Origin of the sequence: Pseudomonas agronomica (assembly GCF_025917275.1) — a bacterium.
GTDB lineage: Bacteria > Pseudomonadota > Gammaproteobacteria > Pseudomonadales > Pseudomonadaceae > Aquipseudomonas > Aquipseudomonas agronomica.
On sequence record NZ_JAOSHO010000918.1, the window covers coordinates 1 to 915 of the forward strand.

A 915-nucleotide genomic window follows, 5' to 3' on the forward strand; every position below is an offset into this window, starting at 1 on the left:
CTGTGGGAGCGAGCTTGCTCGCGATGGGGCTCTCAGGCTTGCTCATCATCATTTCATTGAGCTGAGTCAATTAAGCACCCCCTGACTCATTGAGCTGAGTCAAAAGACCGGACCAGACGGCTTCGTACCATGGGACATCAATTTTCGATGCCTTCTGGAGCCCTCAATGAACAAGTCCTTGCTCAGCGCTTCCCTTATCGCGCTCGCCCTCGCCGCCCCGCTCGCCCAGGCCCACACAGCCGGCGACATCATCGTTCGCGCCGGTGCGATCACCGTCAACCCGGACGCCGATAGCTCCAGCGTCAAGGTCGACCGTGGCCCGCTGGCCGGCGCCGACCTGGGTGGCAAGGCGACCATGAGCAGCGACACGCAACTGGGCCTGAACTTCGCCTACATGCTCACCAACAATTGGGGAATCGAACTGTTGGCGGCCTCGCCGTTCGAGCATGACGTGAAACTCAAGGGCACCGCCCTGGGCGCGGCCAATGGCAAGCTCGGCACCCTCAAGCACCTGCCGCCGACCTTGAGCCTGGTCTACTACCCGCTCGACGCCAAATCCGCCTTCCAGCCTTATGTCGGTGCGGGCATCAACTACACTTGGATCTATGACGAGCACGTCGGCAGCGAAGCCAGCGCCAACGGCTTCAGCAACTTTCGCGCGAAAAACAGCTGGGGCATGGCCTGGCAAATCGGTGCGGACTACATGCTGACCGACAACATCATGATCAACGGCCAGATCCGCTACATCGACATCGACACCACCGCGTATGTCGACAACAACGCCGTGGCCGGTGGCACCCGGGCCAAGGTGGACGTTGATGTGGATCCGTTCGTCTACATGGTGGGGTTGGGTTACAAGTTCTGAGCCCCACACGACATTGAGATGCCTACACACCCTGTGGCGAGGGAGCTTGC

General features: G+C 60.5%; 1 protein-coding gene. It reads left to right on the top strand.

The annotated features are described in order from the left end of the window. The first annotated feature begins 166 nt into the window (after positions 1-166). Entirely contained in the window at positions 167-865 is a 699-nt protein-coding gene (locus OC610_RS28105) for an OmpW/AlkL family protein (RefSeq protein ID WP_264432902.1), read from the top strand. The last annotated feature ends 50 nt before the right edge of the window (positions 866-915 follow it).

What these genes read in the sequence shown, in the direction of transcription:
- OC610_RS28105 (WP_264432902.1), top strand. Translation starts at nt 167, where the DNA reads ATGAACAAGTCCTTGCTCAGCGCTTCCCTTATCGCGCTCGCCCTCGCC.